A 26,092-nucleotide genomic window follows, 5' to 3' on the forward strand; every position below is an offset into this window, starting at 1 on the left:
GCTGACGACCATGCCCCGGGAGATCGGGCGGAGCCGCTCGTTCTGTCGATCCCTCATCGCTCGGCAGAGGATGCGTCGGCCGAACTCGTGGAGTGGTCGAAGCAGGCTCGCAGACTCGCTGTGCAAGCCGTGGTGCTCGACGGCTGGCGCACTGTCCTGTGCGTCATGGACCGGATCGCGTCGGCTCGGCGGCCGCGATCGCCGATCATGTGACGGGCTGTTCCGGGACGGGGCCCTGCCCATCGACCCGGCCGACGCCATTACTCGCCCCCCTGTTGCCGAAGTTGATGGAGAGTTCCCGTCCCATGAATGCGAAGTCGCCCTTGAACCGCCCCCGTCGCCGTGAGCTTGACGGCGTGGCGTTGGAGGAGGTGAAGGAGGTCCTGGAGGCGATGGCAGTCAGGGCCGAGGCGGAGACCGGTGACGAATGGAAGGCGCCCTGGAGGCGGCTGGTCGACGGCCTGCTCCACCAGGAAACCCTCTACAACGGTGCCTACGCAGCACTGCCCCCGCTCGTCGACGCGGCATCGGCGGCGCCGGAGAAGTTCGTGGACCTGTGGATCGACGTGGGGTTCATGGTGACCGCGGAGGGCAGAGATCCCGTTCCCACTGATCTGGAAGCGGGATTCAGAGCCTCAGTTCGTCTGGCTGAGCAGGCGGCTGTACGGTCCTTTCTTGCCGTCGGTACTCCTGCGGCGCAGTGCGCCCACCTCGCGCTCTCCTGTGTGGCCCTCGCCGGTCACCACACAGGGCAGGCGCTGTGGCAGTTTTTCGATCCTCGGGAGAGCCATCTCTCGCTGGTATGTCCCGGGTGTGACACGGACACCGAGATCGCCGAGTTCTTCGTGGACCCCGTACAACCACCGTTCGAGGCACCGGCGTTGCCCGACCTTGTCCATGTGCGTCAGGGAAAGCACCCGTGGGACGAGGTCGCCCAGACCTTGCATGAAGGGGTGCTGGGGGAGCAGTGGGAGCCCTTTCTGCGGGTGGGTCGGGCGGTCGCGATGGCGGGAGTTCCTTCGGCGGCGCCGGGGGAGGCTGTGCTGTGCCTGGTCGCGGGCATGGTTGCGGCGATGGGCACCCCGGAAGGGGCGGGGAGGGAATGGGCGCGGAAACTGTTGTTGCTGACCGGTTGCTTCCGTTGTCCGCACTGTGCGCAGACCTGGACGATCGCCGACTGTCTGACGGATGCTCCCGGTGGCGCAAGCCCCCGGAATCATCACCGGCAGACATGGACCGTCGATGACTGGTCGGCCACGGCGGCAGCGTCAGCGGGGGTCAGGCAGGCCGATGCGGCGGCGACTGGGCTTCACCGGGAGGGCACTGCTCTGCTCGCGGCGGACGGAACGTCCCGGGGCCGCCTGACAGTCTTCACTGATTCCGCGCCCAACACGCACGACGGCGTCAACGCGCTGGCGGTCGTGTCCCCACCGGGCCTGCCGAGACTTGTCGCCGGAGCCGGCGATGGTGGTGCGGTGTGGCTGCGGGACGTGGCGGATGGCCGGCTTCTCCAAGGCCCGCTGCCGGGACATCCTGACCGTGTCCGCTCTCTGACCGCCCTTCCGCTCCCTGACGGTTACGTCGTCTTGGCTAGCGGTGGCGACACCGGAACGATCGCCCTATGGGATCCGCTCAGCGGTCGGGCGGTCCGCGAACCGGTCGGCAACTGGCTCGGCGTCGTGGTGGGGATGTGCGCCGCGGCCGTACCGGATGGGCGGACCCTGCTCGTCACCGGCACTGACCGAGGCGCGGTTCGGTTGCGGGATCCGTCGACGGGTGAGTCCCTTGCGCGTCTCAACCCGTATGGCCGGCCGATCGCATCGATCTGCGCCGTCCCCATATCCGCCGGTCACACCCTGATCGCGGCCTCTGACACACAGGGCGACGTTCACGTGTGGGATCCCGCGGTCGACGACCCCTGGGAACGAGGGGCCGCCGTGCCGCTGAGCAAGCAGGCGCTTGAGGATCTCCGTCATCGCGTGGCAGTCGTGACAGCGGTGCCCCTGCATGGCCGTAGCCTGCTGGCCACAGGGGATCGCAATGGCGCCGTCATGCTGTGGGACCCCACCACCGGTGACCCGGTCGGTGACGGACTGTCCTCCGACGGCCCTGACAGTCCGCTGACCGCGATGACCGCCCTCACGCTCGGTGGGCGGCGACCTGCGCTGGTCACTGGTAGCAAGCAGGGGCGGAGCCTGCGGCTGTGGGAACCCGAGACCGGTACGGTGCAGCACATCGCCCTGGATGTGGCGGTGACGTGCCTGGTCGGTGCCGATGCGGACGTGATCGTCGGACACGACTGCGGAGTCTTCAAGGTTTCATTCACCGGGCGCAGCGGATGAACTTGCCCGAGCCTCCTGACGTGATCACGTCGATCAGCGGATGATCGCGAGACGACCGGACGCCGCTCTCAGCCCTCCGTCGGGTCACCGATGTCCCTGCCGCACCGGATTGGCGGCCAGGGCATCGGAACTCTCGCGCATCGGGGCCGTTTTGGCCCGGGCCGGGGCTTCACCGTGCTGCGGGCCAGGGGCACGGAGTACGAACAGCACACCGCCTTCCAGGCGTTCACCTGTGCCTTCACGGAGGTCACCAGGGAACCGGCGGCCGATGACCCGGCCCTCACCTACGCCGCCGTCTTGCTGCACGGTGGTGTCCGGGCTCTCGAGGCGATACCGCCGCTACTGGTGCTGCGCGATTCGGGGTGCACCGGGCGATCGCGCGCCTTCTCACCGTCTCGGTGAGCACGGCGGGCTGATCCTGGTCATTGACGATCCGCACTGGGCGGATCCCGCCTCCCAGGAACTCGTGGATCACTTGATCCGCCACCCCGTTGCCGGGCGCGTCGTGCCGATGATTGCTCGCCGCGGTCGCCAGACACTGCCCTCGGCGCGCCGCCGCCCTGTCCGGCAGGGCTGGCCGCACTGGCCGAACATCAAGGAGATCCGGCGGAAGCAATATGGCTTCTCCAGGCGGCCGCCGAGGAATACGACGGCCTCGGCCTGCGCCTGTGGGAGGCCTATGCCCTGCTGCGGAGTGCCGCACCGGCCGGGCAGTCGGGGAACAGAGCCGCGTCGCCCCCATGTGGCGGCGTGCCCATCAGATCGCGTAGGAGGGTGGCGCACGCCTGCTGACCGACCCCTGCGCATGGGTGGGGCCCGGGACAGCGGTGGAAAAGGCGGCTGCGTTCCGTCCTGGTCGGCTTCATCGCGCGCAGGGGACTGGCCATGTAGAGGTGACAGGACGCGCACGCGTGCCCCGCTTTCCCGTCTTCGTATCTCAGCGTGGTACGGCCTCGACCATGCTGATCTGGTGGATCTTTCGTCGGCGGGGGCTGCAGTGCACGTCTACCACGTCGCCCACTTTGAAACGGTCCTGCAGCTGGGGGTTGGACTCCGTGGAGAACATCGGCCGACGCCACTGGTCCACTTCGAAGGACCATGCCCTGCTGGACTCGGGGTGCTCGATCGAGCAGCAGTAGTGCGTGATGACGGTCGGCGGATCGTCGAAGTGAGTAGTGAAGTCCCAACGGGAGATCACCACGCCCCGGAAGGTCAACTCGACTGGGACCTTGTGGATTCGGCGGCGTGCCGGTAGCCAGAGAGCCGCCAGGACCACGCCGATCAGGATCGGGACGGCGTCGACGGCCGCGCCGTAGGCAGTGCGTACGGTCATCGTCAGCACCGCTGTCGTGGTGCAGGCGGTGAGGACCAGGACGACGAGTTGCCACATCCGGCCCCAGCGCGGTCGATCCAGCGGCGCCGTGTCGACGATGTGCCACGACTTCTTGTACGAGGACCAGATCCGGCGGGACTCGCGAACGGGGAGCGCAGACTCGGGGCCGTTGGCCCCCACCTGCCGTTTGGGAGGGTGATGTGCGGTGGCTTCCGCGCTGTTGCGCCACCAGGCCGCGGCCTGGTGGCCGGCAGGAGTCAGGCGGGGACCGGACCTGCGCGGGAATCGCTCGTACCAGAAGCCCAGCAGGGCCGAGACGATGAGAGTCGCTCTGAAGGCCATGTCGAAGACGTCGCTGCCCAACTCCGCACAGCCGTACAGCACGGCTGCCCATGCAAGACCCCCGGCGATCCTCAGCGTCCAGGTCAGGGACTTCTCGCGGGCCGGGCGGACCAGACCGAAGGCCATCGCCTCGTCCTGGACGCTCCGCTGAAAGGCCCGCCACCATATCCAGTACTCGTCGCCGTCCCCAGGTCCGAGCGCTTCTATCGGCACCCGGTCGACCTGGCCGCGGCAGCGGTGGCGGACGCGTTCGAGGAGGAGTTCCTCGTAGGGGCGCAGGTGTCGGAGGTGCTCCGCGTCGGGTGTGAGCCGCACGGTCGGCGTTCCGTCTGCTTTGCGCTCCAGCCGCAGTCGCCCTGCTTCAACGAGTTCGAAAGCGGTTGTCTCGATCGCCTTCGGCGTGACCTCGCCCCGTCCGAACAGGAGGTTCACCACAGGCACAGGCAGGTCGCGATGGGGTGGGGGATCGGGCAGGGGCGGCGAAGTCTCCCGTCTTCGTACGGCGTACACCGCGGCCGCGAAGAGCAGCGGGCCGGAGGCGAAAGCGAAGAGAAGGGTCACCACGGCTGTTTCCCCGCAGAACTGCCGGATGTCCCCCGGGCACCCGCCTCCGAGCCGCACGTCTGGGCCGAGTGCAGTTGCGGTGCCAGCGTCAGGACGACCGTGACGGCCACCGTCACCAGCCAGACCACGTAGAGGGTCCCCGGCCGTCTCCGGCGGGGCGAGGCCATCGACATGATCCACGTGGCCGCCGAGCCCGAGGCCAACGCGACCAGCACACCGAGGGGCAGCACGGTGCCCGGCAGGGGATGCCGGGGCACCCAAGCCGTGCAGTAGTCGTTGTCGTCCATCACGGCGGTCTGCAGAACCAGCAGCGGTGTCGCGACCAAGGCCGTCGGCCATGCGAGGGCGACCAGCAGCCAGTACAGCGCACCGAACCGGTCGCGCAACGCCCGCAACAGCACCAGTGCCGTCAACACGCCCGGTATCGCCATCATCGACCCGCCCGCCACCAGCACGCCGACGCGGGAGCCGGAGTCGACCTGCGGATCGTCGGCCCAGTAGAAGGCGATGTACGCCCCGCACACGGCCGTCACGGGCACCAGTGCCGCGAGCGCGTGGGCGGCGACCCGAGCCCTGGACTTACCCGGAAACGAGGCGGGCCACAACACTCCCCACGCCCCTGTCGTCGCGCGGGCACGGGCCGCCCGTCCGCCGTACTCGCGCATCAGCTGCCTGACCGGCCCCCGGCCCTCCTGGTCAGACATGGGGCGACCGGGGTGCGGACGCCTGCCATGCGGTGAACAACGGCAGTCCGGTGTCGCCGGCGAAGACCACGAGGCCGAACGGCCTGTCGAAGGCGATGTGCCTGGTCCGCGGCACACGGCCCGAGACGCCCAACCTTCTCTTCCACACCTGCGTCACCGCGGCCGCCCGGACCCCCTCCTCGTCGATCCTCAGGACCGACTCCTGGGCGACCCTGCCGACGCGCAGCGACTCGGGAGACATGCCGGAGAAGTCGGCCCGATCGGACACGGCCAGGGGCGCACCGAGCGAGGCCAGGAGCTGCTCCGCGCGCAGGCGCGTGTGGAGGTGGAGTCGTGGGAGGGCGATGGTCACCGCGTCCGCGTCGATCGGTCGCCGGTGCTCACGCGCCGCCCAGGCGGCGGGCAGTACCTCCTCCGGGCCCCGGCCCGGCGCTCCCAGCACACAACTGACCTGCAGCGGCCGTCGCCCGGCCTCCTCGGCGCACAGCAGCGCCACGACGTCCACCTCGTCCTCCCGTGCTCCGGAAGGGGCCTCCACGGTCCACGCGTACGACGGCCGGGGCAGCGACGTCGCCATCGTCGGAACGAAGTGCTCGACGCCCCGGGCATCGGTGAAGACCTGGTCGGACGTCTCCTCCTGCTTGAACCGCGGTGACACCCAAGTGCCGTCCAGTTCAAGCGCGTTGACCAGGAGGAGCAGCTCTTCCCCCTTCGGGCGGTCCGGCAGCTCGCGGATCATTCCGCCGGTCGCCTCGCGGACCCAGGTATCGATCGCCCGCACGTCGGCGGGGTCAAGGTGCCCGAAGCGGACGTCCGGCAGCCGCTCGCGGTACGCCCGGTACACCGCGACCCGCGCCCACACGGCTGTCGCGACTGCGACGCCTTGCGTCTGAGCCAGCTGTGCCGTCACCTCGTTGACGGCCAAGGCGGCTTCCGGCCCGGCCACACCGAGCAGCGCACGCAGTTCCCGAGCCGTGCCCGACTCCGCCCCGGCCGCCACGGCCGACAGCGCGAGCCACAGACCCGCGGGCGAGCAGGTGAAGTCACCGTACGCGTCCCGCACCACCGCGTCCCGGACCACCGACGTCAGCAAACGTTCCGCGAACTCCCGGACCTGACCGACATGTTGAACAGGTATGACGTGTGCCGTCACTCAGCCTCCCCCTCGCACCGTCCGCACGGTACGGACCGGCCCGAACGGTTCGGGCGTCTCGTGCAGAACGACCAGCCTGTCGCACCCCGCCCGCCTCGGCATCAGTGCAAACGCGTAGAAGGGTACGTATCTGCGGGCGAAGGAGACGCCGCCCCGTGGGCCGGAAGTCGTCGAGGCGGGCCAGGGCCGGGGCGAGCAGCAGGGAGTCATGACGGTTCGCTCCAGCCAGGACGCGGCCCAGTGGAATGCCGTAACCGTCCGTCATGCCGGAATGCTTCAGGCCCTGTTTTGCCACGGTCGACCGGGGAACGCGGGATGCCCCGCCCGGGCGAGCCACCCCTCGTGGCCGGCGGCGGGGACGCGGCCGCCGGCCTGCCGGTCGTCACCGACACCACCCTGCCCGACAGCCGCACTGTCCTGGTCACCGGCAGCAAGAGCAGGAACAGATCGCTTGGACGTGGCGCTCACCTGCCTGGCCGCCGCAGGTCCAGAGCTGATCGTCGGACATGACTGCGGGGTTCTCAAACTCCCGCTCGCCAGGCAGTGAACCGTTCGGCCGTGCAGGGCCGTTCGGCGACGACTGGGCAAACAGCTGCCGACAACTTGTCATGGACGACATCCAGTCGTACCGCTCAAGCATCTGCGCGCCACTCAGCCGGGGAACCCGTACGTCTGTGCCGCGTCTGGTCACTGCCTCGGATCCGACCCGCGACCGCACGGAAAACGGCTGCCCGACAGACAACCGCCCCGGGTGCTACGACCGCCCGCGCACCGACACAGGCACCTCACCCCAAAGCCCGCGCGGAATGGCCTCTGGGCCGCGTTCCTCTACGTGCACGAGTCAGTAATTCCCCCGATGGATCCGGGGCTGCGTCTTGCGATCATGGTGAATCGCTTGCCCCGGGCGGCCGGTGCGGAGGGGGCAGTACATGAGGGCATGCACGGTCGTCCGACGAGGAGCGATGAACAGTTCAAGCGTTCACACGAAGAGAAGGATGGTGTTCGTGAACATGTCGATCCGCTCCAGTCCCGCCGTGCGAGGTGTTCTCGTCATGACAGGCACAGCCCTGTTGCTCACCGCCCTCGCCGGGTGTTCCAAGGACAAGGAGACGATGTCGGGCTGGGCCAAGGACGGCGGCCAGAAACACGTGAGTGCCATCGCCACGGATTTGAAAACCCTGGGTGAGGCGAGCGACCCGCTCACTACGGACCCCACGATCGCGCCGCGCTGTACTCAGGTGCTCGATGACGTGAAGGCAGCGAAGGCATTCCGTGACCCGCCTGACGAGATCGCCAACACCAGTTGGCAGGAGACGCTCAATCGGGTCCAGACGGCCGCTTCCCACTGCCTGCGCAACGTCAAGACCGGCGGGGGATCGAGCCTCGTCGAGGACATGGACGCGCAGACCTCTTTTCACGCTTTCCTCCGCGGGTTCGATAGTGCCCTCAGTCAGTCCTGATCCTCACTGTGCATCCGGTGCAGGACGTGTTCGGCGTTCCGGACAGGTGGTGTGAGGACGAACGCCCGCAGAAGCCGGATGAGTTCGGGCAGGTCAGGGGACGAGACGATCCTGCTCGGCTGCGCCGGTACTGGTCGTGGCAGCGGTTGTAGAGGCGAGGACGGCGGCAGCGATCAGACCGCCCTGGCCTCCCGCCGCGAGGCCGCCATCGCAGCGACTGACGAACCGGTCGCCGCTGCCGGCCGAGCCGAGACCTGACGTCCAGGACGGCCGGGTGATGCGGCCCGGCCGCCTCAACGACCGGACGGCCCTTGACCGGGGCCCGTGGCCGGGGCGTCCGGCCAGATGTCCGGGACGACCGGACGGGGCTATCGCCTGCCCGTACGTGCCTGTCTTCGTGTCGATCGTCAGCCGAACGACGCTCCTCCTAGTGATCGCTGCGCCAGCCCTCCCGGGCACTCCCGCTGCGACGTTGACCGCTGGTTGGCCATGCGGGGCGGGAAGGACGTGCCGGCTACCTGGGCACTGCCGACCTCGGCACCGCACCTGGTTCGAGGGCCGTGACTGCCGGCGTGGTCCCGCGGGTACACGCTGGCATGCCACGCCCAGCGGGCCCCACACACCCGTTGGGCTACGGGGCGGCAGCATGCTCGGGGATTCTTTACCGGACGTGTCCCTCACCGGTCTGACCGCCCCGGTTCTCCTCTTCTTCCAGTGCTTTCTTCACTTCGTGCATGTAGGACTGGACCCAGCGGACGTACTCCGAGTCGACGGCGCTGCATAGTCCGTGGAGGAGGTGGACGGCCTCGCGCCGGTACCCGTCCATTCGGCCCAGCTGCCTGGCCGCGCTCACGCGGTTGCTGCTGCTGAGCGTGCGGTCCTTGGCCAGGCGGATCAGGAGCGCGGCGCCGGCCTCCCGGTATCCGTCCACCCGCGTCAACTCCTCTGCCGCACATACGCGATTGAATTCGCTGAGCGTGGTGTCGTCGGCGAATGCGGTCAGGAGTTCGGCGCCGGCCTCCCGGTAGCCGTCCACCCGCGTCAACTCCTCGGCGGCGCACCGACGGAGATAGCCGTCGGCAGTGGTGTCGTGGGCGAGGCCGGTCAAAAGTTCGGCGCCGGCCTCCCGGTATCCGTCCGCTGCCCCCAGAGCCCCAGCCGCGCTCGTCCGCTCCCGATCTGTGAGGGTGGTGTCGTGGGTGAGGCCGGTCAGAAGAGTCGCGCCGAGCGTCTGGCAGCCGTCCACCCCGATCAGTTTCCGGGCTGCGTCCAAGCGCTGCGTGCTGTTCAGGGTGGTGTCGCGGACGAGGCGGAACACGAGGGCAGCGCCGGTTTCCCGGTGCCCGTCCAGTTCGACCAGTGCCTCGGCCGCCCGCAGGTGCCACCAGTTGTCATGCAGGGTGGGGTCACAGGCGAGGCGGGACAGGAGAGCGGCACCGACATCATGGAAGTCGTCCACTCGGGCCAGGGCGCTGGCCGCGTCCACCCGACTGCCGTCCTCGTAGAAGGTGAGATTCTGCGCTTCGAGGCGCCACAGCTTCGAGCGCCACAGTCGCTTCGACGGCTTCGCCGTGGGGGTCTCGGCGAGGCGGACCAGACGCGCAGTGCCGGCCTCCCGGTGCCCGTCCAGGGCCGCCAAGGCGGTGGCCGCCCACACACGCCCCTTCCGGTCGACGGCGGCGTCGTCGGCGAGTTGGGTCAGAAGAGTGGCGCCGGTCTCCCGGTGTGTGTCCAGGCCGGCCAGGGCTTTGGCCGCGCTGACGCGGTCGTGGCCGTCGAGGGCGGTGTTCTCGGCGAAACGGGTCAGGGGAGCGGCGCCGTTCTCGTGGTGCTCCGACACCCCGGCCAGGGCCTCGGCCGCGCTCACGCGGTAGCGGTCAGCGAGCGAGGCGTCCTCGGCGAAACGGGTCAGCAGCGCGGCGCCGGCCTCCCGATGCCCGTCCACGGCCGTCAGAGCCGCGGCGGCCCCCACCCGGGCATAGCCGTTGCCGTCCCCCATTGTGGTCGCACGCCGCTTCGGCATCCGGCGTGGCCGAGGTTTCGGCCACTCGCCCGTGGTGTCGTCGGCGAAGTGGGTCAGGCGTGCGGCACCGGCCTCCCGGTGCCCCGCAACCCGGGCCAGAGCCTCGGCCGCGCTCACGCGGAGAAAGTTGAAGAGCGTGGTGTCGTCGGCGAGGCGGGTCAGGAGAGCGGCACCGGCCTCCCGGTGCCCGTCCAGGAAGGCCAGGGTCTCGGCCGCGCGCACGCGCTCGGCGCCGTCCAGGGTGTGGTCGGCGGCCAGCCGGGCCAGGGCGGTGGGGTGCGAGTGATATCCGCCCGGGCCCGCGTCTGCTATTGGGTCGTCCATGATCCTCCAGTGGTCGGATGTGCGCTTGGGGAACCCGGAACCGTGAACGCCATGGGTGCCGAATTGCGCCGTACGAACACGGCCCGGTGCATGGCGGTCAACACTCGGCTCCGTACGACGGCTTCGGCATGGACAAGCATCTGTTCATCCCGAGGTTGGCGGATACACGGTCGGCCGACTGAACGAGCCGCCCGGCTTACGGTCTTCCGCCGGCTCGGCTTCCACCAACCACCGGCGCAGACACTCCACGATCGGCTACCTCGCCCCGATACAGGAACCGAGCGATCAGCGGTGGGCCAGGACGGCGATGTCCGAGCCGAAACCGACAGCCAGCCGCCCGTCCGGCGCCACCACCAGGCTCCAGATACCGGCTGGAAAGGCGTACTGGCCGATCTGCTGCCCCGTGGTTGCGTCCCACACCCACACGGTTCTGTCGTCGCCACCGGCAGCGACCACAAGGCGGCCGTCCAGCATCCCCGCCGCCGCTGCCCACACGTCGCTGGTATGTCCCGTCAAAGGCGGCCCTATTGGTTCACCCGTGGTCATGTCCCACAGGCGGACCGCCTTTTCTGTCCTGGAGCCGGTCAGGATGATGTTGCGGCCTTCGACCGTTTCCAGGGCCAGAGCGTGGGCGCGGTCTTGCTTCGGCTGTACTCCGATCCATTGGCCCGCGGTCAGGTCCCACACACGTCCTTCCCAGGTCACGGCAACGAAGCGGCCCTCCAGCACCGCGAAGAAGTGAATACCGACGACGGTGTACTCCCTTGTCGACCGTCCGTGCAGCTCTTCCCGACCGGCCAGATCCCAGATCCGTACTGTCCTGTTCACGTCGCGCGTGAGGAGAGTGGGTCGTCCCTCCACCATCCCCACCGTCAGCAGGTCCACGGCGCCGGTGTGGCCGGGCAGGTGCTTACCGAGCTGTCCACCGTCGTCGAGGTCCCAGATCCGCACTTTTTCGTCCGAGTCGCTGGTGACGATGACGGCACGGCCATCCACGACGGTCGTGGTGAACCTTCGTATGGTCCTTGAGTGACCAGTCGGCCGACTGCCCGTCTCTATGTGACCATCCAGGTCCCAGATCCGAACCGATCTGTCGTCGCCCCCGGTGACGGCGAGGTGACGCCCCTCCACCACCGCCGTCGCCGTTCCCCGCACGGTGCTCACGTGGCCGATCAGCGGCGGGTACAGATGCTCGAGGGTGGACAGGTCCCACACCTCGACCGGCCCATGGCCGCCGACGAGGGCGGCGGGGCGGCCGTGGAGCACGCTCACGGCCGCCGTTTCCACGAACCTGGACGGAACGGGCTCACCCACCTGCTCGCCCGTGGCCAGGTTCCAGACCCGCATCTCGTAGGCGTTGGCACTGACGGCCATCGGGCACTCCAACGCCGGATCCGTGACCAGGAACTTCGCCTGTGCATTGAGGCTCAGGCTGACGCAGTGTCGTGCCCTGCCGTCCCCGTCCCCGTCGCCGTCGGCTGCCATCGTCCGGTCGGGCATCGGGTCTGCGAACACGGGAAGCCACTCGGAACGGTCGCTCAGGGGGCCTAGCTCCCGTCCCGTGATCAGGTCCCACACCCGGAGGGTTTCCTCTCCTGTGATCGGATCCGACGCCCCGAGTTCCTCGGAGTGGCTGGTGACAGCGACGGGACGGCCGCCGAGCACCGCCGTCGCCAGAGCGGACACAAAGCCGGTGTGGATGGACAAGGGCTCACCGTGCTGGGTGAGGGCGGCAAGATCCCACACCTGCACCACGCCGTCGGTGCCGGCGCCGACCGCGACCGGCCGGCCCTCGACCAGTGCGGTGGCGAGCGATTTCACCCAGGAATCGTCATCGGCGTGGAACGCGCCGACCTGTTCTCCCTCGGCCAGGTCCCATACTCGGAGGGCCCCGTCGGAGCCGCTGGTCACAGCAACGGGACGGCCGTCCAGCACCGCCGTCGCCAGAGCACGCACCGCGCCGCTGTGCCCGGTCACGGCCTGGCCGAGTTTCCTGCCCGTTGCCAGATCCCACCAGTGCAGTGTGCCGTCCTCGCAGCCCGCGACAGCGAGCCCGCGGCCCTCCACGACCACCGTCGCCACCACACCCACCTCGGCCGGCGCGGGCAACGCATACCGCAGCCGGGAGTCCAGGCCGCTGCCGGTCGCCCACTGCACGGCCCAGGGGCTGTCGGTTTCCTGACGGGTTGTCACTTCGGCGATGCTTCTCGCCAGCTCCCGGTTTCCGTACCGGGCGGCGTCCAGAGCCAGTACCTGTCGCCGTACCTCCGTACCGGCGTCACGGTGCACATGCCCTGACGCCCGGTACACGGCAGCTGCCAACATCTCTTCCTGCCCGGCAGCACCGTCCAACGCCGCCAGCACCTGCTCCGGGTCGCCGTTCACCAGCCACCCCGGATCGGTCAACCGCCCACCCACCGCCGCAACCTCGCAGGCCGGACCATCGCTTCGGAGATCACCAGACATGATCAGGACCGTAACCGCCCCACCCGCCCCACCGCACACACCAAAGCAAACTTCAGTAGCAAGATACGTATTTCCCCGCACACCCCTACAGCGGAGCGTTGACCGGCGTCGCCGCTGACCGGGGCTTGGGTTTGCACGGCGAACCGCGGTTCGCACGGTGGTGCGTGTCGGGCAGCGACTCGTTCGCCGGTTCGGGCCTGCGGAGCCGGTGGCCCGGTCGGCCGCGAAGGGTGTGCCGCTGACCCGGGAGGTCAGCCGTCCGCAGTTCCTCTACGGGGCTCCTCGGCCCACCCTCCCCTGCGGACCCCGTCCGGACGGCTTGCCGAGGATCCGTGTCCCCGGACCGTCGGGTGAATCCGCCAGGCCTCACGTGCGCAAGTACGCGTACGCGGGACGACGGTGCCGTTCCACGGATAGGGATCCTCCCCGGGCTGACCGGCCCCGTAGGCGGGCCCGAACCTGGGCCCCGGACAGCCGCATCACCACCGTCAGTAGGGACGCGGCCACGCGGATCTGGCGCACGACCCCTTGACCGAGGAAGGAATCCCAACCGGTCGATATGCCCGCGCCTGGGCGGGCCCTACGGCGGCCGGTTCAGCTTCACCCAGGCAGAGTGCCGCTCCGTCGCCGACGCCCTGACGGCGCCGCTCGGCGGCTCGCGGTCCGCTCTCCCCGCCCCGGCCGGCGGGTGCCGTTCCGCGCCGGACGTTCCGACCCGCAGGTCCCGGCCGATCACCCGCCGCAGGCCCACTTCGCAGGAGTTGGCAGATCTGCCCGCCGGCACCACGCCTTGATCCCGCGACGGCACAAGTGGACACGCTGAGACGCGTTGTTCATGCGCGTCGATCGAGGGCGGCACGCGTCATGAGGCCTGCCAGCGCCGATCGGGACGGTACCGAGGTCTTGCGATAGATGGCTGAGAGGTGGGTCTCCACCGTACGGCGGCTGAGGTACAGCTTCGTCGCGATGGCCTGGTTGCTCAGTCCTTCGGCGACGAGTTCGGCTATCTCCCGTTCCCGTGCGGTCAGTTGGTCGAGTTCCGTGGGTGTGGGCGGAAGTTTTTCGGGTTGAGGGCGGACGAGTGCGGCCAGGTCGGACAGCAGGCGTGCGCCGCCTTCGTCGGCGATGCGGCGGGCCCGCTCCCACATCACGAGGGCGCGTGGACCGTCGCCCGCGGCCTGCGCCTGGACGGTCGCCAGCAGGAGGGAGTACGCCTCCCAGAGAGTCGCGCCGGAGGGTACGTACGCCTGCGCGGCGCGCTCGAAGAGGTCCGTGGCAGCGCGGTTGTCGCCGTGATGCTGGGCGAGCGCGGCCCCGGCGCGCAACGCCGCCCCGTGCTGGCCGCTCAGTCCTATCCGGTCGGCTTCCTCGACGGCCAGTGCGGCCCAGCGCGCGGCCTGTTCCGCGTCGCCGGTCGCGAGCGCGGCGCTGACGAGGGTGTCCAGCTGGCCGGGGCGTATCGAGGGCTGCAGCCGGAGGAGTTCGGGGCCGCCTGCCTTCAGGATCGACTCCTGCGCGCGGTGCGGATCGCCGTGCACGAGCGCCGTGTGGCCGAGCACGCACCTGGCCAGCGAAGCCCACCAGTGGCTGCTTCGGCCGACCGTGGCCACGGCCTCCTCGGCGGTCTCCAGCGCCCTGGTGTCACCCAGGGGACGGTGCACAAGCAGGATCAGTGCTTTGAAGCACAGGGTGAAGGCCAGGAGGTCGCTGCTGCCGATCGCGCGTGCGACGGACTCCGCCTCCTCGGCCGACTCCAGGGCGGACGACAGCTCGCAGGTGTTGAGGTGCACGAAGGCCTTGCTGCTCAACAGGTGAGGCAGAACGTGGACTTGGCCGCCGCGACGGGCGATGTCCAGACCACGGTCGGCATGGCGTTCCGCGTCGGCGTACCGCTCCAGCAGGGCTTCCGCCCAGGCCAGCCACACCAGCGCTTCCGCCAGTTCCGTGAGGTCAGGGCCGGTCAGACAGTCCGCGATGCCGGCGGCGGCGTCGGCGAACACCCGGGCGGCTGCCGTCTCCCCTTCGTAGGCCTCTCCCAAGGCCCCCAGGGCCAGGGCCCCCAGCTCTCCCGTGCGGTCGCCGTGGGAGCGAGCCACCGCGAGCGTCTGCTCGATGACGTGGCGTACGTCGGGATAGGAGACGGTGTTCAGGGCGGTCATGCCGAGTGCGAGCCCCAGGGAGACCATCTGGCGGGGCCCGGGAAGGGGGCTGCGGGCCAACTCCCGTTGCAGCAGGGCGGTCGCCCCCGGGGAGTGGCCGAGGTGCCGTTCCAACGCCGCGTACAGCGCTATGGCGTCCCCGCGCAGCGATGTGTCGTCCTGTTCGGATCCGTTGATGAGCGTGTGCAGCAGGTCGCGGCTCTCGCGCAGACTGCCGCCCACGGCGAGGGCGCGGGCGCGGGCCAGCGTCAACTCCCCGCGGTGCTGTGCGTATACGGGTGTGCAAGGCATGAGCCGGAGTACGACGTCCAGCAGATGGGCGGCGGTTGCGGGTGCCGTATGGGCGAACTGGGCGGCCGCCTCGGTCAGTACGGCCGCCGCCGCGGGATCCCAGTCATGCAGCGACCGCTCGACGTGATGAGCACGCTCGGCGGCCGACGCTCCGGACCGCGCCAGTGCGTCCGCCGCGCCGCGGTGGATCGCGAGGCGGCGCGCTGCGGCGGTGTTCTCGTAGACCAGCGCCCGCAGTAGCGGGTGGCGCAGTGTCCAGCGGCCGTCGGTTCCCGTGCGCAGCAGGTCGCGCCGGGCCAGTGCGTCCAGCCAGTCGTCGAGTTCGTCCGCCGTGGTGTGCGGGACCGTCAGGGCCAGCATGGCGGGTGTGGTGTGGTCGCCGAGGACCGCCACCGCTTCGAGGGTGCGGCGCTGTGCCTCGGTCAGCGCGCTCAGCTCGTCCAGAAGCAGGGATGCAAGGCCGCTCGGCACGCCGGACGCGGTGCCCTCGTGGGCCCGGGCGGTGGTGCCGGGCGACGACGCACCGCTCCGGTAGGCGTGCAGCAGGGAGCGGAGGTAGAGCGGGTTGCCCTCGCTGGATTGGTAGATCTGCTTCGCGTCTGCCGGCGGCAGGTCAGGAGCGAGCGCCTCGATCGAGTCCCGCTCGGGCAGCGGCCGCAGAACCATCGGTAGTACGGCTCCGGTGTCGACGCCGCGTGTGAGGGCAGCGGCGAGGGAGGGCGGCGTCTGACGTTGCCGGCGAGCGACGACCAGAAGGACCCGGCCGCTCACCGGGTGCCGTACCAGGTGGTCCAACAGCTCCAGGGAGGCGGGATCGGCCCAGTGCAGGTCGTCCAGGGCCATCACCAGCCCGCCGCGTTCCCCGAGCCCGGTCAGCACCTCTGCCACGGCACGGTAGAGGCCGAACCGGTCACGGCTGTCCGTGCCCTGCGCACCGTCGACGCCCCGCAGCACGGGCACCGCCGCATCGGGTACGGCGCCCGAGTCGAGAAAGGCACGGTCGACGTCGGAGAACGCGTCGGTGAAGGTCTGGAACGGAGTGTGCCGCTCGTATTCCGTGGCCCTGCCGCGTACCACGGCCAGCCCAAGCCGCTGCGCCCGCGCACAGACCTCGCTCAGGAGCCGGCTCTTGCCCATGCCGGCGTCGCCGACGATGTCGACGACAGCGGGAACGCCGTCCTGCCCCAATCGGCCGAGCACCGAGCCGAGCCGCTCGAGTTCCTCGGCTCTGCCGACCAGCGTCCTCGCCGTCTCGTCCAACCCTGGCACCAGCGGGTCTCCCCTCCCCAGCGAACACAACCAGGTCATATCTTCATACATCCGCCATTGCATGGACTCGGTCGACCTACGTGTTGGTTCCGCTGCAGGGAGCGTCGACCGGCCGCATCCGTCACGAATGTCAGAGAGCCGTCGGGCAGCGGCCGCTGTGCGGTAGCCCGGCCAGTTCCACGAGTCACCGGATCGCCAGAGCCACCACCTCGGAGCCTGAGGCCGCAGCGATCCGGTCCGGTCCGGGTGACGGCATCGACCGGCCAGGGAAGAAGAAGACGAACCGGGAGGCGCGGCAGGTCACGGAGCAGAGGACATCAGGCCCGGCTTTCTGCCCTCAGCCATGCCGTGGGCAGCACTGTGCCGGCCGTGCAGCGACGGGACTTCCTTGAAACTACGTAACCGAGCCGACCAGCTGTTCGTCAGCACCAGAACCGTGAAAACCCACCTCACGTCACATCTACCGCAAGCTCGACATCCGGTCCCGGGCCGCGCTCCCGCACGCCCTGAGCCGAGCGGTTCGCCTGCCGACCGCCTGACCGACCGCACCTCGCAAGCGCTCCCTGACAGTGGGACAGCCGGCCGAGCAGCTCTACTGAGACGGCCCGAAAGAGACGGTGACCCGCACGACGGTGTGAGGTGCCACCCGGCTCCCCGGCGAGGGAGTCTGCTCGCACACCCGACCGGCGGGCACGGCTGGTCGGGGACACGCCCGGTATCGCACGCGCTGGAGGCGTACATCCGCTGCCTGGGCAGTCGATCGCGCTTGGGCCATCGTCTTGCCGATCAGGGACGGTGCCGCGACGAGGGCATCAGGAGACGTGGGCCGTCCGGTGATCAGGTGGGCGGCCACGCCTGTCACCGTCACGAGCAACACCGCGGTCGCCTGAAGTGCCCGGCGGATGCGCCGTCGGCGCACGGAGCCCGCTTTCCGGGGCCCTCCGGGCGGGGACAGGGAGGTGTCCCGGTCCGTCGGGGGCAGTACCGGCGCCGGCGAGGTCACCACAGAGGGGCGGCCCGCGAGTACCTCCCTGATGGCGTCACGCATCTCCCCGGCGGTCTGGTACCGGTCCGCGCGATCCTTGGAGAGGGCACGGAGCACCAGTGAGTCGTAGGCCGGGGGAAGCCCCGGAGCATGGGCGGACGGAGGGACAGGGGGTTCCGCGACGTGTTTCATGGCGACGGCCAGCGGGGTCTCACCGGTGAACGGAGGGCGGCCGGTGAGCAGTTCGAACAGCAGGCAGCCGGTCGAGTACAGGTCGGTGCGGCAGTCCACCACCTCGCCCCGCGCCTGTTCCGGCGAGAGATACGCGGCCGTGCCCAAGACCACGGAGGTGCGGGTCAGGGTCTTACCCGCCGGATCCACCGACCAGGCGATGCCGAAGTCCATCACCTTCACGGTGCCCTCGTGGGAAAGCATGGCGTTCGCCGGTTTGATGTCCCGGTGGACGATGCCGTGGCGGTGGGCGTGTTCCAGCGCCTCCAGTACGCCGAGGGTGAGTTCCAGGGCGTGCTCGGGCCCGCTGATCCGCTCGTCGCGCACCAGTTGGAGCAGCGTGGTACCCCTGACGTACTCCATCACCAGGTAGGGGACGGGTCCACCGTCGGCCATCTCCTCGCCCGCGTCGTAGACGGAGACGATGGACGGGTGGCCCAGCAGCGCCGTCGAGACGGCCTCCCTGCGGAACCGTGCCCAGTGCTCGGCATCGGCCGCCAGTTCCGGCCGGAGCGTCTTCACGGCCACCGGACGAAAGAGAAGCAGATCACGCGCCAGCCATACCTCCGCCATCCCCCCTTGTCCCAGGGCCTGTTCCAGACAGTAGCGTCCGCCCAGACGACGCATGCGATCCACGTGTTCCCCCTCGTTGCCGGACTCCGCCGAGGCACGGTAGAGGCGGTTGTTGTGGGATCTCTGTGATCCCGTGTGGGGCCGCCGGCAGCGGGCGGAACCAACGCCGACTCGACCGTCTGCCGGGCCCACCAGCACGCCGCCGGGAACACCGAGGCGCCCGGCCGGAAGGGTCGGGCGCCTCGGTCAACGCGGGCTCAGATGCTCATTTGAAGGACCGCAGCCGCAGGCTGTTGGTGACGACGAACACCGATGAGAACGCCATCGCGGCACCGGCGATCATCGGGTTGAGCATGCCGAGCGCGGCGAGTGGGATGGCCGCCACGTTGTACCCGAAGGCCCAGAAGAGGTTGCCCTTGATGGTGGCGAGGGTCTTGCGGGAGAGGCGAATCGCGTCCGCCGCCACTCGCAGGTCGCCGCGGACGAGGGTGAGATCGCCCGCCTCGATGGCGGCGTCCGTGCCGGTGCCCACGGCCAGGCCCAGGTCGGCGGTGGCGAGGGCGGCCGCGTCGTTGACGCCGTCGCCGATCATCGCGACGGTACGGCCCTCGGCCTGCAGCCTCTTGACCACATCCACCTTGTCCTCGGGCAGGACCTCGGCGATCACCTCGTCGATGCCGACGGAGCGGGCCACGGACTCGGCCACGAGCTGGTTGTCGCCGGTCAGGAGCACGGGCTTCAGGCCCAGGCGACGCAGCTCGGCCACCGCCTCGGCGCTGGTCTCCTTGATGGCGTCGGCGACGGTGAGGACGCCACGAGCCTCGCCGTCCCAGGCAACGGCGACGGCCGTACGGCCCTCGGCCTCGGCGGCGGCCTTGGCCTCGGCCAGCTCGCGGGGGAGTTCGACGACCCACTCCTGGAGGAGCTTCTCGCGGCCGACGAGTACAGCGTGACCACCGACGACGCCCTGGACGCCGAGGCCGGCGACGTTCTCGAAGTTGTCCACCGTCGGCAGGCTCCCGGTCCGCTCGGTGGCACCGGCGGCGATGGCCTGGGCGATCGGGTGCTCGGAGGCGTGCTCCAGCGAACCCGCCAGCCGCAGTAGCTCGTTCTCGTCCACGTCCGGTGCGGTGAAGACGTCCTGGAGCTGCATGCGGCCGGTGGTGACGGTGCCGGTCTTGTCGAGGACGACGGTGTCGACGCGGCGGGTGGACTCCAGGACCTCGGGGCCCTTGATGAGGATGCCGAGCTGGGCGCCGCGGCCCGTGCCGACCATCAGGGCGGTGGGTGTGGCGAGGCCGAGGGCACACGGGCACGCGATGATCAGGACCGCGACGGCCGCGGTGAACGCGGCGGTGGCGTCACGAGTGACCAGCAGCCAGGTCAGCAGAGTGCCGAGAGCGACAAGGATGACCGCAGGGACGAAGACACCGGAGATGTGGTCGGCGAGGCGCTGCACCTCGGCCTTGCCGTTCTGCGCGTCCTCCACCAGGTTCGCCATGCGGGCGAGCTGGGTGTCGGCGCCGACCCGGGTGGCCTCGACGACCACACGGCCGCCGGCGTTGACGGTCGCTCCGGTCACGGCGTCACCGACGGCGACATCCACGGGCATGGACTCGCCGGTCAGCATGGACGCGTCCACGGCGGAGGCGCCCTCTACGACGGTGCCGTCGGTGGCGATCTTCTCACCCGGCCGTACGACGAAGCGGTCACCGACCGCCAACTGGGCAACGGGGATGCGTACTTCGCTGCCTCCTCGCAGTACCGAGACGTCCTTCGCGCCCAACTCCAGCAGCGCCCGCAGCGCCGCACCCGCCTTGCGCTTCGACTTCCCCTCCAGGTAGCGCCCGGCGAGGATGAACGTGGTCACCCCGGCCGCGGCCTCCAGGTAGATGGAGGAGGAGCCGTCCGTCCTGGAGACGGTGAACTCGAAGGCGTGCCGCATGCCCGTCATGCCCGCGTGCCCGAAGAACAGCGCCCACAACGACCAGCCGAACGCCGCGAGCGTGCCGATGGACACCAGCGTGTCCATGGTCGCGGCGCCGTGCCGGGCGTTGGTGAAGGCGGCCCTGTGGAACGGCAATGCGCCCCAGACCACGACCGGCGCGGCCAGGGTCAGTGACAGCCACTGCCAGTTGTCGAACTGCAGGGCCGGCACCATCGCCATTGCCACGACGGGCACGGTGAGCACCAGCGACGCGTACAGGCGCTGCCGCAGGGACAGCAGTTCAGCCTCCGGGGCGGGAGCGGCCTGCTTCTCGTCCTCCCCGGCCGTTGCGGACGTGGGCGGGGGCGGCTCCTCGGCGGTGTAGCCGGTCCTCTCGACGGTGGCGATGAGATCGCCTACCTCGAGGCCTTCCGGGTACGCGACCTTCGCCTTCTCGGTGGCGAAGTTGACGGTTGCCGTGACACCGTCCATGCGGTTGAGCTTCTTCTCGATGCGGGCCGCACAGGAGGCGCAGGTCATGCCGCCGATGGAGAGCTCGACCTCGCGGGCGGGCGGTGCTGCGTCGGGTACTGCCTTCTCGGGAGCCGTGCTGGTCATGGGCGTATCTCCAGGGGAGGCCGGGACGTACGGCGTCCGTATCAGCGGAGCGATACGTCCCGGCGCGGGGAGGAATTGGCGAATCCGAGGCGCGCGGGCCCCGACCGAGCCGTCAGGCGCGGCCGATGAGCTCGTAGCCCGCCTCGTCGACGGCGGCGCGGACGGCCTCCTCGTCGAGCGGGGCGGCGGAGGTCACGGTCACCTCGCCGGTCTTGGCGACGGCCTGGACCGCACTGACCCCGTCCAGGGCGGACATCTCCTGGGAGACCGCTCCCTCGCAGTGGCCGCAGGTCATGCCGGACACCTTGTAGACCGTGGTGGTGGCGCCGGTGCCCTCGATCTGGACCTCGGACGTGGTACCGGAGCCGGAGCCGCAGGAGCCGCAGCAGGAGCTCGTGCTGGTGTTCGTCTCGGTGGTCATGGCTTCTTCCTCAGGTCTGGGTGCGTGGGTCGCTTCGTCAAGGGAGGGGTGGTCGCCCTGTCCTCCTGACGAGTGACAACACTATACCCCTAGGGGGTATTCCGTCACCTGTGGCCCTGTCCGGGCGATCCGCTTTGCCGGGGCCCTCCTCGCTAGTTTGCTTAGTAGGAACCGTGCTTCTCAAAGGGGTAGGAGTTTTCCCTCATACGTGGACGAATTCTGCCAGAGCATGATGATCCGCTTACGATCTGTCGCATGCCGCAGGAATCGGCCGGCTGCGTGAGTGGGCGCAAGCCGGCCCTCGCCTTCCTCGTGGGTCTGGTGCTGATGCTCCTGGCCCATGCTGTCGCGTGCGCCACGCACCCGGCCGAGGGGCGCTCGCACGCTGCGACAGTTGCCGCGTCGGCGGTGCACGAGGAGGCCGGAACGGGCGGTCTGAAGTCCACGGGGGAGGGGGCGGACTGCGCCCCGACCCACGGAGTGGACGGGCATTCGCACCACGGCATCGCGTGCTGCGATCCGGCCGACTGGCCTGCCGACACGCGTGTACCCGCCGGAGCCCTCCTCCTGGCGTTCGCGCTGACCGCGCTGCTCTCCCTGCGTCACCGCGTGGTTGGCGCCGATACGTCCGGCGCCCCACCAGGGAGAGGGCACACGGCGGCCGTGCCAACCTCCGGCGGCTCCCACCTGCTGAGCCTCGTCTGCGTCAGCCGTACCTGACCCTGCCCGCCCGACGTGAACGGTCGGGCCGTCCGGCACCTTCACCTGTACGGCAGACACGCGGCCCCAGCGCGAGCGGGGCCGCGAGAGGACCCCACATGAGCACTGCCCTGCGCAGCATCACACCGCACGACACCACGTCCTTCCTCGCGGCGCACGAACTCCCCGAACCGGCCGGAGCCCCGCGCCGCTCACCGGCCGGAATGGTCGGTAACACCCCTGTCCTGTGGATCGGGGAACCCTTCAACCCAGCAGGCCGCGGCTTCTGGGCCAAGCTGGAGGGCGTCAATCCCGGCGGCATCAAGGACCGCCCTGCGCTCCACATGGTCGCCGCGGCCCGCAAGCGGGGCGACCTCACGCCGGGCGCCCCGATCATCGAGTCCACCAGCGGCACCCTCGGCCTTGGCCTCGCTCTGGCCGGAATCACCTACGGCCATCCGGTCACCCTGGTCACCGACCCCGGCATGGAGCCGCTGATGGTGCACCAACTGCGTGCCCTCGGTGCGCACGTGGACATCGCCATCGAGCCGCATCCCGTGGGCGGTTGGCAGGAGGGGCGCCGCGTACGCGTGCGTGAACTGCTCGCGCGTACTCCGTCGGCCTGGTGCCCCGATCAGTACCACAACCCCGACAACGTCGCCGCCTACGCCCCACTCGCCCTCGAACTCGTCGTCCAGCTCGGCCGGGTCGACGTCCTGGTGGCGGCGGTCGGCACCGGCGGGCACTCGGCGGGCATCGCTCGCATCCTGCGCGCCTTCAACCCGCAGCTGAAGCTCGTCGGCGTCGACTCGGTCAACTCGACCGTCTTCGGCCAGCCCGCCGGCCCGCGCCTCATGCGCGGCCTGGGCAGCAGCATCCACCCGGGCAACGTCGACCACGCGGCCTTCGACGAGGTGCACTGGGTGGCTCCGGGCGAGGCGGTGTGGACCTGCCGTCAGCTCGCCCGCGGCCACTACGCCAGCGGCGGCTGGAGCGTGGGTGCCGTCGCGCTCGTGGCCGGCTGGCTGGCCCGTACGGAGCCCGAACACACCCGCATCGCGGCGATCTTCCCCGACGGCGTCCACCGCTACTGGAACACCGTCTACAGCGACGACTACTGCCGCGAGCACGGCCTCCTACGACGCTTTCCCGCATCTGACCCGGACGACATCACACATCCCAGGGAGCGGAGGGTCGAGCGCTGGACGCGTTGCACCAACGTCACGGTGCCGGAGGGGTTCGCGCGATGAAGTCCCTTGCCGCCCAGTTCCGTTCGTTCAACGGATGCATCCGACTGCTGATGGCCCAGCAGTTCACCATCAACACCGCCTTCTACATGCTCATGCCCTACCTGGCCGTGCATCTGTCGGGCGGCCTGGGCATGGCCGCCTGGGCGGTCGGCCTGGTGCTCGGGGTACGCAACTTCAGCCAGCAGGGCATGTTCCTCGTCGGCGGCACACTCGCCGACCGGCTCGGATACAAGCCCGTGATCATGGCCGGGTGCGTGCTACGGACCATCGGCTTCGGCCTGCTCGGCTTCGTGAACTCACTGCCGGCTCTTGTCCTGGCGTCGGCAGCGACGGGGTTCGCGGGAGCGCTGTTCAACCCGGCCGTGCGCGCGTATCTCGCCCAAGAGGCAGGGAAGCGGCGAGTGGAGGCATTCGCCGCCTTCAACGCCTTCTACCAAGCAGGCATGTTCGTCGGTCCACTGGTCGGACTCGCCCTGCTGGCGGTCGACTTCCGACTCAGCTGTTCCGTGGCCGCAGTGCTGTTCCTCGTCTTGACGCTGATTCAGCTGCGCATGCTGCCCGCGCGCAGGGCGACGACATCAGCCGAAACCGGTGGCGTGCTGGCGGACTGGCGCACGGTCCTCGCCAACCGCCCGTTCCTCCTCTTTGCCCTCGCCATGATCGGTTCGTATGTCCTGTCCTTCCAGATGTACCTCGCGCTACCGCTGCAGGCGCACCGCGCCGCCTCCGGCCAGGGTGACGCGGTGACCACGGCGTTGTTCGCCCTCTCGGCCGCGGTCGCCGTGGCCGGCCAAATGAAGATCACCGCATGGGCCCGGGCGCGCTGGTCGTCCCAGCGGGCCATCGTGTACGGCATCGCCCTGATGGGCGCGGCCTTCCTCCCCTTGCTCATCGACGCCGGCCCGGCTGCCCGGGACGCCGGCCCGCCGGCCTGGATCACTGCACTGGTGCCGCTGTTCGCGGCGGTCGCCCTGCTGGGGCTGGGCACGGCGATGGTCTATCCGTTCGAGATGGACACGGTCGTGTCCCTCGCCGGCGGACGCCTGGTCGCCACCCACTACGGGCTGTACAACACCGTCGCCGGTCTGGGCATCACCCTGGGCAACCTGACCACCGGTGCCATCTGGGATGCCGCACACCAGTTGGGACACCCGGAACTGACCTGGTGGGCCCTCGTCGCGACGGGCGCCTTCTGCGCCGGCTGCGTCGGGGTGTTGGCCCGCTCGGGCCGCCTGGTCGCACAGCCGGAACCGGAGCTGACGGCGGTTACCCCGTGAGCGGGGAATGTGGTGCTCGCGCGTGGGCGCGAGCGTGACGCTCTCAGATATAGCGACATCCCAGGTCCTGAAGAAATGAGTCAGCATTGCGCCGGGTCTCCGCAACGGAGTCGCCGCCGAACTTCTCGACCGCCGCGTCCGCGAGTACGAGGGCGACCATCGCCTCGGCCACCACGGCCGCCGCGGGTACCGCACACACGTCGGAGCGTTGGTGATGGGCCCCAGGCGGGCCTGCCTGTAGAGGTGTCCACTGCCAGGGCGCGGGGGACGGTCGCGATGGGCTTCATCGCCGCCCGGACCCGAAGGGGCTCGCCGGTGGAGATACCGCCCTCGATGCCTCCGGAGCGGCCGGAGGCACGGCGCGGCAGCGGATCGCCGGGGACGATCTCGTCATGGGCGAGTGACCCCGGCGACCGGGCCAGGTCGAAGCCGTCGCCCACTCGACTCTTGATGGCTTGTATGCCCAAGAGGCCGGCGGCCAACCGGGCGTCCAGGCGGCGGTCCCAGTGCACGTGGCTGCCCAGGCCGGGCGGCAGGCCGTAGGCGAGAACCTCGATCACGCCACCCAACGTGTCGCCGGAGCGATGCGCCGCGTCGATCTCGGCGACCATGGCGGCCGAGACCGCCGGGTCCAGGGAGCGCAGCGGGTCGGCATCGACCGCGAGGGCCTCTTCGGGAATTGGAAGCGTCCCTGAGGGCGCCTTGGCCGTGCCGAGTTCGACCACGTGCGAGACCAGTGCCACGCCGAGTGCCTCGGCGAGGAACGAACGGGCCACCTCGCCCAGGGGAGCGTTTCCGGTGATTCCAGAGGTCGCGACCACGAGCTCTCTAAGGAATGTAGTAGTGGCCGGATCATGCTGAGTCAGTCCGGGGCGCTGCACTTCTTCCAAGAGGCCCGCTCGGCCGGACGGCAACCTGACGGACAAGGCGGCGTACCCCTGACCGGCCGGGTCTTCCTTCTCTGGGCCTTCACGATCACAGCGCGGGCGCCGCGTGGACGGAGGCCGCGCGGCAGTACTCGGCCCGGTGGCTTGCGCCACGTTCCTCTTCGACTACTGCGGCGTTCGCCTTCACCACCGGTCTGCACTCCTGCGGAGCTCTGCCGACCAAGTAAGAACGGCGTCAGCCAGCCGGGCCTCCCTATACCCGTTGGGGGTATAGTGACGCGACCCGGTGAAGGTATGTGACAAGGTGAGCAAATGACGATACGGACGGCTCGCGGCGGCGGTACGACCGTCCGCTGGGTGTACGGGGTGTTCATCGCCCTGTGCGCCGCGCTGGCCGTGCTCGTTCATCACGAGAACGCCGTGATGGGCGCCTCACCCGGGACGAGCGCTTCGTCCACGATGGACGCCTCGTCCATGACCGCCGTGGCTGCGCCCTCCACGCCGAGCACCGCCCATGCCGGGCACGTCATGCCGGACGAGGGGACCTCGCTCTCCTGGCGGTCCCCCTCCCCGAACACGGCCGACATCGGCGGCTGTGCCGCGTCCGGCATGCAGCACTGCGCGACGGCGAGCGTCGATTCCGTTCAACTCGCCGTCCCCGCCGAGAACGAGTGCTCTCCGCTCGTGGATCTTCGTGAGGCCAAGGCGGGGCAGGCCCCCGCGGCTGTGGTCGAGCGCGCCCCGCCCGACCTGTCCGTCCTCTCGCAACTGCGCATATAGGCCGCGCCGGACGG

At 69.8% G+C, this 26,092-nt stretch carries 16 protein-coding genes and 2 pseudogenes; 7 read left to right on the forward strand and 11 right to left on the reverse strand.

Going from position 1 to position 26,092, the window contains the following annotated elements; all coding sequences use genetic code 11:
- Positions 1-305: 305 nt before the first annotated feature.
- On the forward strand, positions 306-2,342 hold the full coding sequence (locus ABD355_RS16590; protein WP_344401078.1) for a WD40 repeat domain-containing protein: 2,037 nt from the start codon (positions 306-308) through the stop codon (positions 2,340-2,342).
- A gap of 937 nt (positions 2,343-3,279) precedes the next feature.
- Here the strand turns inward: ABD355_RS16590 and ABD355_RS16595 are convergent.
- From ABD355_RS16595 to ABD355_RS16610, 4 genes and pseudogenes are all read right to left on the reverse strand, one after another.
- Positions 3,280-4,581, reverse strand: a complete 1,302-nt coding sequence (locus ABD355_RS16595) for a DUF2207 family protein (protein ID WP_344401080.1) — start codon at positions 4,579-4,581, stop codon at positions 3,280-3,282.
- Positions 4,575-5,285, reverse strand: a complete 711-nt coding sequence (locus ABD355_RS16600) for a hypothetical protein (protein ID WP_344401081.1) — start codon at positions 5,283-5,285, stop codon at positions 4,575-4,577. The genes ABD355_RS16595 and ABD355_RS16600 overlap by 7 nt, the downstream gene beginning before the upstream one ends.
- Positions 5,278-6,438, reverse strand: a complete 1,161-nt coding sequence (locus ABD355_RS16605; RefSeq protein ID WP_344401082.1) for a serpin family protein — start codon at positions 6,436-6,438, stop codon at positions 5,278-5,280. The genes ABD355_RS16600 and ABD355_RS16605 overlap by 8 nt, the downstream gene beginning before the upstream one ends.
- Positions 6,439-6,595: 157 nt before the next feature.
- Positions 6,596-6,755, reverse strand: a pseudogene (locus ABD355_RS16610) (IS5/IS1182 family transposase); the annotation flags it as partial.
- A gap of 687 nt (positions 6,756-7,442) precedes the next feature.
- On the opposite strand from ABD355_RS16610, the gene ABD355_RS16615 reads away from it, so the two are divergent.
- A complete protein-coding gene (locus ABD355_RS16615) occupies positions 7,443-7,898 on the forward strand; it encodes a hypothetical protein (protein ID WP_344401083.1) in 456 nt (151 codons plus the stop codon).
- Positions 7,899-7,976: 78 nt separating this feature from the next.
- Complete coding sequence (locus ABD355_RS16620) at positions 7,977-8,156, forward strand: hypothetical protein (protein ID WP_344401084.1); 180 nt, start codon at positions 7,977-7,979, stop codon at positions 8,154-8,156.
- Between the two features lie 403 nt (positions 8,157-8,559).
- On the opposite strand, the gene ABD355_RS16625 is transcribed toward ABD355_RS16620, so the two are convergent.
- From ABD355_RS16625 to ABD355_RS16650, 6 genes are all read right to left on the reverse strand, one after another.
- Complete coding sequence (locus tag ABD355_RS16625; RefSeq protein WP_344401085.1) at positions 8,560-10,245, reverse strand: hypothetical protein; 1,686 nt, start codon at positions 10,243-10,245, stop codon at positions 8,560-8,562.
- Positions 10,246-10,530: 285 nt separating this feature from the next.
- On the reverse strand, positions 10,531-12,867 hold the full coding sequence (locus ABD355_RS16630; protein WP_344401086.1) for a WD40 repeat domain-containing protein: 2,337 nt from the start codon (positions 12,865-12,867) through the stop codon (positions 10,531-10,533).
- A 677-nt stretch (positions 12,868-13,544) separates the two neighbouring features.
- Positions 13,545-16,430 (reverse strand): helix-turn-helix transcriptional regulator, encoded by a 2,886-nt coding sequence (locus ABD355_RS16635; protein ID WP_344401087.1) that lies wholly within the window; start codon positions 16,428-16,430, stop codon positions 13,545-13,547.
- A 592-nt stretch (positions 16,431-17,022) separates the two neighbouring features.
- Positions 17,023-18,273: a protein kinase domain-containing protein gene (locus tag ABD355_RS16640; protein WP_344401234.1), complete on the reverse strand. Its 1,251-nt coding sequence runs from the start codon at positions 18,271-18,273 to the stop codon at positions 17,023-17,025.
- A 211-nt stretch (positions 18,274-18,484) separates the two neighbouring features.
- Positions 18,485-20,764 carry a heavy metal translocating P-type ATPase gene (locus tag ABD355_RS16645; protein ID WP_344401088.1) on the reverse strand — a complete coding sequence of 760 codons (2,280 nt, stop codon included), beginning with the start codon at positions 20,762-20,764 and terminating at the stop codon, positions 18,485-18,487.
- Positions 20,765-20,876: 112 nt separating this feature from the next.
- Positions 20,877-21,185 carry a heavy-metal-associated domain-containing protein gene (locus ABD355_RS16650; protein WP_344401089.1) on the reverse strand — a complete coding sequence of 103 codons (309 nt, stop codon included), beginning with the start codon at positions 21,183-21,185 and terminating at the stop codon, positions 20,877-20,879.
- 255 nt (positions 21,186-21,440) lie between these two features.
- Here ABD355_RS16650 and ABD355_RS16655 point away from each other — a divergent pair, with 255 nt between their 5' ends.
- From ABD355_RS16655 to ABD355_RS16665, 3 genes are all read left to right on the forward strand, one after another.
- The gene (locus ABD355_RS16655) at positions 21,441-21,905 is read left to right on the forward strand and encodes a hypothetical protein (protein WP_344401090.1); all 465 of its coding nucleotides are present in this window, start codon (positions 21,441-21,443) and stop codon (positions 21,903-21,905) included.
- A 98-nt stretch (positions 21,906-22,003) separates the two neighbouring features.
- On the forward strand, positions 22,004-23,134 hold the full coding sequence (locus ABD355_RS16660) for a PLP-dependent cysteine synthase family protein (RefSeq protein ID WP_344401091.1): 1,131 nt from the start codon (positions 22,004-22,006) through the stop codon (positions 23,132-23,134).
- Positions 23,131-24,411: an MDR family MFS transporter gene (locus tag ABD355_RS16665; protein WP_344401092.1), complete on the forward strand. Its 1,281-nt coding sequence runs from the start codon at positions 23,131-23,133 to the stop codon at positions 24,409-24,411. Before ABD355_RS16660 ends, ABD355_RS16665 begins: the two co-directional genes overlap by 4 nt.
- 43 nt (positions 24,412-24,454) lie before the next feature.
- Here the strand turns inward: ABD355_RS16665 and ABD355_RS16670 are convergent.
- Positions 24,455-25,196 (reverse strand): annotated as a pseudogene (locus ABD355_RS16670) (chorismate synthase); the annotation flags it as partial.
- A 414-nt stretch (positions 25,197-25,610) separates the two neighbouring features.
- On the opposite strand from ABD355_RS16670, the gene ABD355_RS16675 reads away from it, so the two are divergent.
- Positions 25,611-26,078 carry a hypothetical protein gene (locus tag ABD355_RS16675; RefSeq protein WP_344401094.1) on the forward strand — a complete coding sequence of 156 codons (468 nt, stop codon included), beginning with the start codon at positions 25,611-25,613 and terminating at the stop codon, positions 26,076-26,078.
- Positions 26,079-26,092: the final 14 nt, after the last annotated feature.

The organism is Streptomyces longisporus (assembly GCF_039532765.1).
Lineage (GTDB): Bacteria > Actinomycetota > Actinomycetes > Streptomycetales > Streptomycetaceae > Streptomyces > Streptomyces longisporus.

Excerpts from the sequence above, each read along its gene's own strand:
- ABD355_RS16600 (WP_344401081.1), bottom strand. The coding sequence starts at position 5,285 with ATGTCTGACCAGGAGGGCCGGGGGCCGGTCAGGCAGCTGATGCGCGAG.
- ABD355_RS16660 (WP_344401091.1), top strand. The coding sequence starts at position 22,004 with ATGAGCACTGCCCTGCGCAGCATCACACCGCACGACACCACGTCCTTC.
- ABD355_RS16625 (WP_344401085.1), bottom strand. The coding sequence starts at position 10,245 with ATGGACGACCCAATAGCAGACGCGGGCCCGGGCGGATATCACTCGCAC.
- ABD355_RS16665 (WP_344401092.1), top strand. The coding sequence starts at position 23,131 with ATGAAGTCCCTTGCCGCCCAGTTCCGTTCGTTCAACGGATGCATCCGA.
- ABD355_RS16655 (WP_344401090.1), top strand. The coding sequence starts at position 21,441 with ATGCCGCAGGAATCGGCCGGCTGCGTGAGTGGGCGCAAGCCGGCCCTC.
- ABD355_RS16675 (WP_344401094.1), top strand. The coding sequence starts at position 25,611 with ATGACGATACGGACGGCTCGCGGCGGCGGTACGACCGTCCGCTGGGTG.
- ABD355_RS16640 (WP_344401234.1), bottom strand. The coding sequence starts at position 18,273 with ATGCGTCGTCTGGGCGGACGCTACTGTCTGGAACAGGCCCTGGGACAA.
- ABD355_RS16645 (WP_344401088.1), bottom strand. The coding sequence starts at position 20,764 with ATGACCAGCACGGCTCCCGAGAAGGCAGTACCCGACGCAGCACCGCCC.
- ABD355_RS16590 (WP_344401078.1), top strand. The coding sequence starts at position 306 with ATGAATGCGAAGTCGCCCTTGAACCGCCCCCGTCGCCGTGAGCTTGAC.
- ABD355_RS16650 (WP_344401089.1), bottom strand. The coding sequence starts at position 21,185 with ATGACCACCGAGACGAACACCAGCACGAGCTCCTGCTGCGGCTCCTGC.
- ABD355_RS16620 (WP_344401084.1), top strand. The coding sequence starts at position 7,977 with ATGAGTTCGGGCAGGTCAGGGGACGAGACGATCCTGCTCGGCTGCGCC.